Source organism: Acidovorax sp. Root267, from assembly GCF_001429215.1.
Classification (GTDB): Bacteria; Pseudomonadota; Gammaproteobacteria; order Burkholderiales; family Burkholderiaceae_C; genus Acidovorax; species Acidovorax radicis.
This window is the reverse complement of sequence record NZ_LMJC01000010.1, coordinates 51,949-59,776: the sequence shown is the minus strand read 5'-3', so window position 1 is coordinate 59,776 and position 7,828 is coordinate 51,949. Positions and strand designations below refer to the sequence as shown.

Below are 7,828 nucleotides of genomic sequence, written 5' to 3'. Positions count from 1 at the left end.
CCCACAGTGTTAGTGCCAGTAAACGTGATCAGCAGGGGGTGCGGATAAAAACTTGGACTGGTTTTATGCCGCAAGTCCAAGGCTCTCTCGGTATTCGATGGGACTGAGTGAGCCAAGGGATATCTTGATCCGCTTCTCGTTGTACCAGCGGATGTAGTCGTCGACTGCCTCAATGAACTGCGCAAGGGTCACGCTCTTCCAGTCCCGAGGATAGAACAGTTCGTTCTTCAGCCGACCGAAGAACCCCTCGCAGGCTGCGTTGTCAGGGGAGCATGCCTTGCGAGACATCGAGCGGGTGAAGTTGGCATCGCGCATCCTCGATATCCAGCCTGGCCAGCGGTAGTGCCCCCCGCGGTCGGAGTGAACCACAGGCCGGTCAGAGGTGTCTGTCACCGTCTCGATGGCTGCATCCAGCATGGTATTGACCAGCTCAGCGTCCGGGCTCGTGCCAATGGTCCAGCTCACCACCATCCCATCGAAGCAGTCGATGATGGGCGACAGGTACACCTTGCCTGCAGGGATCTGGAACTCCGTGATGTCCGTGAGCCACTTCTTGTTCGGTGCCGCGGCCTGGAAGTCTCGGTCGATGATGTTCTCAGGCGCGGGGCTGATCTCGCCAAGGTAGGACGCATACCTGCGCCGCTTGGGCTTAGCCACGACCAGGCTCTCTTGCTTCATCAGGCGCTGCACCACCTTCTCGGAGATTGTGACGTCTTGCCTGGTCAGCGAGGCCTGCAGCCTGCGGTAGCCGTAGCAGCGATGGTTCGACTCGAAGATCTCGGTGATGGACTGCCTTACTTCAAGGTACTTGTCGCCGGCGGCCGCTCGGACCCGATGGTAGAAGTACGAGCTGCGTGCAAGACCCAACTGTCCAAGGAGCTTTGGCAGGCCATAGTGCTCCTTGAGGGCGTCAATCAGCAGTGTCTTCTCCCGGTTGGACAGGAGCTGCAGATCGACGCCCAGGCCTTTTTTTAGCAGTTCATTGGCCTTGTTCAAGAGGTCCTGCTCAAGGCGCAGTTGCCTGACTTCGCGGCGCAACGCCTCAACCTGGCGCTCGAGCTCATCGCGCTCTTGAGCGTGGGGTGACTGATTGGTTTGTTTCATGGATGCGGGTGCCTCACGTCCCAGAAGCTGGTTCTTCCAGTTGTACAACGTCGGCCTGCTCACGCCAAGCTTCTGAGCAACCGCCTGCGCACTTCCCTCACGAGTGCACAGCTCGAGGACCGCCTGCTTTTTCAATTGCGGCGGCCGAGGTGCACTGACGGCTCTGCCGACAACGCGCTGGCGGGAGTCGGGGTCCAGTTCATCAATCCAGGCACGCAGCAAATCGCGGCACGGATAGCTCAGCGCCTTGACCGTGGCGGCGATGCAGCGCCCGTGCTCGGCGTAGTGTTCGAGAGCCTTCTTCTTCTGAATTTGGGAATACTTCGGCTTTGAGCGCGCGTAGCCGGACGGCAGGTCCAGGCGCCGCTCGTACTCCTCATGCCAGCTCTTCAAAGAGTTTTTCGTCGGGTAGCCCAACTGGCGGATAGTGGCACCGGTGCGCTTGCCCAGCTTGATGTAGAGCGTGACCGCTCGGATTCGATCTTCGTAGGAATACATGAACTACCTCCTGGTAGTCCAAGTTTTTGTCCGCACCCCCNGCTTGCCCAGCTTGATGTAGAGCGTGACCGCTCGGATTCGATCTTCGTAGGAATACATGAACTACCTCCTGGTAGTCCAAGTTTTTGTCCGCACCCCCTTTGCGGTTTAGCTGGTCAAGATTGCATCGGCACCAACAGATACAGCTCTTTACCTTCGACGAGAAAAGGTTTGTCGATTTGCGGCTGTACTTTTTCACGCAAAAAATGTGCGACATCCGAAGGCGACCCGCAGTGTGTAAGAACACCCCCGAACTGGTCGGCACCGATTCTGGCTAGTTGGTTTGTACGGCCAACAACCTCCGAAAGGCGCAAGGCCACGAGCTTGAGCAGTACATCGCCCACGTGCCTTCCTAGCGTGTCATTGACGTTCCTGAAGCGGTCTACGTTGAACCACAGCAACGCCATCTTCGAAGAACTCTCGGGGTTGTTCTGCGTCAACTGGCGTATGCGATCTTGAAGCAGACTCCTGTTGGGCAAACCGGTGAGTGCGTCGTAGTAGGCAAGATAGTTGAGCTCTTCCGCTTTCTCTAAATGATCCAGCGAAAACGCAATGTCGTTTGCCAGCTCCTCCAGCAAAAGAACTTCTTCGTCATCGAAAAAGTGTGTTTCTTCGGAATACAGCACCAATACCCCAATGGATTGCTGCGCGATGGAGAGCGGCAGAACGGCGAAACTTGCGAAGCCACGGTCGAGCGCCTGCTGTTTGAGCACAATCCGCTCATCTTTGGCGGTGTTCTGGACGAGGATTGTGAAACCTTTTCGGATGCTCTGCCCGACTATTCCGTACTCGCTCTCCTGCTCGACGCGCATTCCCATTGGGATGTGTTCGATATAGTCCTCCCCCGCCCCGGACCATGCCACAGCGGCTACGCGCTGCGAATCGTTATCCACAAGACCGATCCATGCGAGCTTGAAGCCTCCTGCATGGACAGCGATATTGCAGGCCTCCTGGAAAAGTTCTTCCCGATTCTGGGTTCGTACGATGAGTGAGTTGATTCCGCTGAGCACAGCGTAGACCCTATTGAGCCGCTGGACCTTAATTTCAGCGTTCTTGCGTTCAGTGATATCAACCACTGAGCCTGCCATGTAGGTGGCGCGTCCGTGTGCGTTCCAGACCGCCTGTCCCTTGGCGTGGGACCAGCGATAGCTACCATCCTTTGCCAAGGCTCTATATTCGACGTCATAGGGAACATGGTTCCTGATATGTGCGGAGAATGCAGCGAGGACTCGCACTCGGTCGGCGGGTTCTAGAAGCGCAAGCCATCCCTCTGCGGTGTTCTCGACATCTTCTTCGCTATAGCCCAAACGCATCTTCCACTGCGGCGAAATCTGGGCCAACCCCGTTTCGATGTCCCAGTCCCACACATCGCCCGTGGACGCTGCGAGTCTGAACCGCAACTCACTGTGACGCAATGCTTCCAGCGTTCTCCGCTGCTCAAGCGCTGACTGCGCATCCCCCAACGCGCGACGCACAGCTGGGGCCAACCTTGCAAGATCGTGCTTCAGGACGTAGTCGGTCGCACCGCTTTTGAGCGCATGGATGACGTGGTCCTCACCGAAGACCTCTGACACCAAAATGAAGGGTGTATCGGGACAAACATCCCTGGCGACTAGAAGGGCATCCAATCCACTAAATTGAGGCAACTTGAAATCCGAAACGATTAATTCGGGTAACTGGTCCTGCAGGGCAGAGCGCAAGCTCTTTTCGGAATCCACAACTCGGATCTCGGGATTCAGAGCCGCTCGCTGCAGAAGCTGCGCAACTAACTCGACGTCACTCGGGTTGTCCGAAACAGCCACAATGTTCAGGGATGCGATCTGCAACTGCCTCTCCTCGCTTCCGCAAGAGTGCGGGTGCGTCACGGTCAGTCTACGCAACGAGCCCTCGGATATCAAGAAATTCGGTCACCTTGCCCCGCTTCACATCTGAGCCCGGTCCTAACTGCCGGTTTCAAGTCAGGCACGCCCATCCCCAGTACAAGCGCAGGCTGCTCAGGCACTGGCGGCGGTGGTACCCAGCTGTTGCTCGGATAATCCGCAAAATCTTGCCCGCCCGCATTTGAGGACCACTTTTGCAGGCGCTTGATGGACATCCATGTGCAGTCCCTTGACGCCGTTAGGCAAGCCCAGTTCCTTACGAATCACCCGTACCAAAGCGGCTTCTCCTGGGTCTAGGTCAACGGTGAGGCGGTCGGTCGGTCGGTCGGTCGGTCGGTCGGTCAATTTTGTCTTCACCGACCTTTCAGGTGTGAAACTTAACCGCGTTCATCTGCGCAGGGCAGCAGCCCAGATTGCAGGGACACAATGTGCAAGAGCTGCGAGGGGCCCCTGAAAACTGCCACTGTCGCGCCCAATACTAGGGCTGCAGAGGTTCGTGCTCTCTAGCGAGCGCCTCACGTCCCTTTGGTGTTAGTGCTAGCACGCGCGCATGGTGTATGCCGGAGAGCGGGTGTGGCAGCAAAACGGACACCAGATCGGCAGCGCGCAACACCCGAAGCTTGTCAATGCTCTCCTCATCTTCAACGGTGATCGGCAACTGAGCTTGAGCGATCTCCCGCAGGTACTCGAAAGGCACAGGCATCTCCTCGAAAAACGTCTGGAAGCGAGAAATTTTTATGTAGTTGTCCGCAACGCTATGTAATAAATCGTTTACCCCACTCCACTCATGGACAAGCGAACTCTTGGGTCGAATGACGACTGCGGATTCGGAGACTCACGGGCTCCGAAGATGCCCCATGGCATCGTCCCTGCGATGGTTGCAATCTCGACAAAAAGCGTTGGACAGTAAATAGCGAGGGTATCGCTATCGCTGATAATTTGCGGACCGTGCCTGGGGGAGCCATGGAGCACGAAGCTCGACTATCTGGCTCTTCTTATAGAACACTTCAACACACGCGACATCTGGCGCAGGGCTGCGGCTTTCGAGGTGTCTTTCTCCGCAGCGGTGCAGTCGCTCGGCACCCAGACTTTGTACCCATGCATGTAGGCGTCCATCGCCGTCAGATGGACACACATGTCCGCAGCCAAGCCCACTACGATCAATTCGCGTGCCTTCAGCTGGTGTAAAAGATGGTCCAGCGGGGTTGAGTGAAATGCAGAATGGCGAGGCTTCAGGATTGTTAGGTCGCGCGGTTGGGGGGCAAGCAAGGTGGCAATCTCGCCACGAGCCCCGGCCAGAGCTTGGCAGGCCGTCACCAGCTGTTTGAAATCTGAATGCCAAATCCCGTAGTTGTCATTGGCATAGATGGCGGCAACACCTTTGGACGCCAAACGTTTTTTAAGCTGTGCTGTGGCCCTGGCAGCAGGTAACGCACGCTTGAGCAAGCTCTCCGCGCCCGGAAAGTGCATGGGGTTGATGAAATCCACCAATACTAGAACCGTCGGGCTTGCCTTCAGAGAGTGCTGGTGAGCCCTGTCAAGAATGGTGGTCCTGGAAGTCATAGCATGAACACCTGTGGGCCATCCGAGGTTTCAGTTGCCAGCCTTATCAGGAATGCGCCTGGCCATGGAGCTCTCCTGAAAGTAATCGGTCAGTCTGTTCTCATTGCTGTCGCCTGGTTGTAGGACGTATTCAGTCAGAGATGTCTCCTTCACCCGGCGGAGAATGGAGAAAGCTCCGTCCTTTCGGCGACCCCTATCTGCTTTAGGGGAGGCGACCGAGTGCCTTGATCGCCGCAGACAAAGAGACGGCAGCTCCGCCATAGTCTCGCCACGGTCCGTTACCGGTGCGCAGTCTGCGCCCGACAGATTGAACGTTCCAGTGCGCACCACCGGTGACCCTGCCTAGCTCTTCCCACGATACTGGCACCGACACCCCCATCCCAGGACGGGCTCGGGCTGTCCAGGCGCTGGCGGTGGTAGCGCCAAGTCCATTGCGCAGATAGTCCGCAAAAATCTTGCCCACGCGATTTTTCGGGCCACTCTTGGCTACGAACCGCTGCGGGATGGTGCGTGCCAGGTGTTGAACGACCTCATGGCTGAAGCCTTTGACGGTGTCCCAGTCGTGCAAGCGCTTGATGGGCACAATGATATGCAGACCTTTGCCGCCACTGGTCTTGAGAAACGCTGGCAAGCCTAATTCGGTGAGCATCACGCGTACCAAGGTGGCGGCCTCCTGCACATGTTCCCACAGCACTCCTTCTCCGGGATCCAGGTCAAAGGTAATGCGGTCGGGGCGGTCTATCTTGTCTTTGCGGGCATTCCAGGTGTGGAATTCCACCGTATTCATTTGCGCAGCTGAGAGCAAGCCCTCCAGGCTGCTCACCTCTAGCAAGGGCGGGTGAGACGGGTATAGCGCTTGCGCAAGCTCTCGCACGCCGCTCACCCCCTTTGCGCGCCCAACATCCCAATGTTTCTGGAAGAACAGGTCCCCGTCTATCCCATCGGGTGCGCGGACCAGTGAAGTTGGCCGTGCTTTGAGGTGGGGCATTAACAGCGGTGCCACGGTGGCGTAATAGCGCACTAGGTCCATCTTGGTGATGCCGGTGGACGGATCGATGATGCGGTCCGCATTGGACACGCGCACGCTGCCCACAGCCGAGTCGGCTGCTGGGGTGGTCTTGCTGAGTGGCTGGGGCTTTTCTTGCGGGATGAACTTGGGGGTTTTGTCGCTACGCAAGCCCCTGAACACCGCGTGGCGAATGCGACCCTCATGGGTCCACTCCGCAAAGGACACCTCTGCAAGAAGCCGGGGAGTGACCCAGTGCGCCTTCTTGTCGACCGCCCTGGCGTTCTCAAACGGGTTTTTCGATACCTTGATCCTCTGCAGTTTTGCATGCAAATCCGTCAGCAGTTGCTGACTGAAGCCCGTGCCCACGTTGCCCACATAGCGCAAGGTGCCATCATCGTCATGCACACCCAGCAACAATGAACCAAACCCGAAGCGGGAACCCTGGGGATCGGTGTATCCGCCAATCACAAACTCCTGACGATGGCTGCATTTGAGCTTGATCCAGTCCTTGGTGCGACGCGACACGTATGCACTGTCTTTTCGCTTGCCGATGACGCCTTCAAAACCCAGTTGGCAAGCCGAAGAGACTAAGTCCGAGGGCTGGACATCAAAAGCCTCGCTGAAGCGGATGTGGTCCGAGGAAGACGCACCAATAACCTTGCCAAGTTGCTCTCGGCGTTCCATGAGCGAAAGACTGCGCAGATCGTCGCCGTCCGCATAGGGCAAATCGAATACGTAGAAAACCAGCTTGTCCGTAGACTCGCCATCAAAAGCGTTTTGCAGCGCCTGAAAATCCGGGATGCCCTGTGCATCGGGCATCAATACCTCGCCATCGATCCATCCTGATTTCAGCGGCAGGCTGGCAACCGCCTGCGCAAGGTGCGGCAACTTAGCAGTCCAGTCGTTGCCATTGCGGGTGTACAGGCGCGCCTTGCCATCCTCAACGCGCGCCATCAAACGGTAGCCGTCAAACTTCAGCTCCCAGATCCATTCTTCCGCATCTGCGGGAAGGCCCTCCACCAGTGTGGCGAGCTCGGGAGAGAGTTTGGTGGGGAGGGGCACTACGGGGGCTTTTTTCGAGGTCTTTGGTGGGGCGCTGGGCCGAGTTCGGACGGGTTTTCCTGTTGATCGTTTATCTTGCTGCGGCACTGTGTCGCCCTTCTTAGGCGGCAAGGGCGGCGGGATGGCTGCCACGCTGTCCGGCATTTCGTCTACTACGCTGAAAATCTGTGCAGAACGCTCCAGTCCGTCGCGCTCCTTAATGAGCAGCCAAGGGGGCTGGCGCTCGCCGCTACGGCCGTGCATGCGCACCAAAGTCCAGTGTCCCTGCAGCTTGTGTCCATGAAGCTTGAACTTGAGCTTGCCGTTGCGATAGCCCTCCGCGGGATCACCCTGAGGCTCCCAATAGCCTCGGTCCCAGATGATGACTCGGCCTGCACCGTACTGCTTGGGCGGTATCTCGCCTTCAAAGCTGTTGTACGAAATGGGATGGTCTTCCACCTGCACCGCCATACGTTTTTCTGCCGGGTCAAAGCTCGGTCCTTTCGGAACCGCCCAACTCTTCATCGTTCCCTCGATTTCCAGCCGCAGGTCATAGTGCAGGCGACTCGCCCAGTGCTTCTGAATGACGAACTGCAGCGCTTCAATACCAGGGGCCCCACCTTCTACAGGTTCTGGCGTGATGCTGAAGTTGCGTTTCTTCTTATACGCATCGAGAGCGTCCTTCATAGCCATG

The 7,828-nt window shown here is 57.4% G+C and carries 5 protein-coding genes; all 5 read right to left on the bottom strand.

The features are described from left to right. Positions 1–63: 63 nt before the first annotated feature. Positions 64–1,602: an IS3 family transposase gene (locus ASE39_RS09385; protein WP_057270975.1), complete on the bottom strand. Its 1,539-nt coding sequence runs from the start codon at positions 1,600–1,602 to the stop codon at positions 64–66. A gap of 155 nt (positions 1,603–1,757) precedes the next feature. After that, complete coding sequence (locus ASE39_RS09380) at positions 1,758–3,467, bottom strand: diguanylate cyclase (RefSeq protein ID WP_158004247.1); 1,710 nt, start codon at positions 3,465–3,467, stop codon at positions 1,758–1,760. Positions 3,468–3,999: 532 nt separating this feature from the next. Then, positions 4,000–4,224 carry a hypothetical protein gene (locus ASE39_RS09375; protein WP_228896126.1) on the bottom strand — a complete coding sequence of 75 codons (225 nt, stop codon included), beginning with the start codon at positions 4,222–4,224 and terminating at the stop codon, positions 4,000–4,002. 278 nt (positions 4,225–4,502) lie between these two features. Beyond that, on the bottom strand, positions 4,503–5,084 hold the full coding sequence (locus ASE39_RS09370) for an isochorismatase family cysteine hydrolase (RefSeq protein ID WP_057228261.1): 582 nt from the start codon (positions 5,082–5,084) through the stop codon (positions 4,503–4,505). A gap of 202 nt (positions 5,085–5,286) precedes the next feature. Beyond that, positions 5,287–7,827: a DNA ligase D gene (gene ligD, locus ASE39_RS09365; protein ID WP_057228259.1), complete on the bottom strand. Its 2,541-nt coding sequence runs from the start codon at positions 7,825–7,827 to the stop codon at positions 5,287–5,289. Between the last annotated feature and the right edge of the window lies 1 nt (position 7,828).

Excerpts from the sequence above, each read along its gene's own strand:
- ASE39_RS09385 (WP_057270975.1), bottom strand. The coding sequence starts at position 1,602 with ATGTATTCCTACGAAGATCGAATCCGAGCGGTCACGCTCTACATCAAG.
- ASE39_RS09375 (WP_228896126.1), bottom strand. The coding sequence starts at position 4,224 with ATGCCTGTGCCTTTCGAGTACCTGCGGGAGATCGCTCAAGCTCAGTTG.
- ASE39_RS09370 (WP_057228261.1), bottom strand. The coding sequence starts at position 5,084 with ATGACTTCCAGGACCACCATTCTTGACAGGGCTCACCAGCACTCTCTG.
- ligD (WP_057228259.1), bottom strand. The coding sequence starts at position 7,827 with ATGGCTATGAAGGACGCTCTCGATGCGTATAAGAAGAAACGCAACTTC.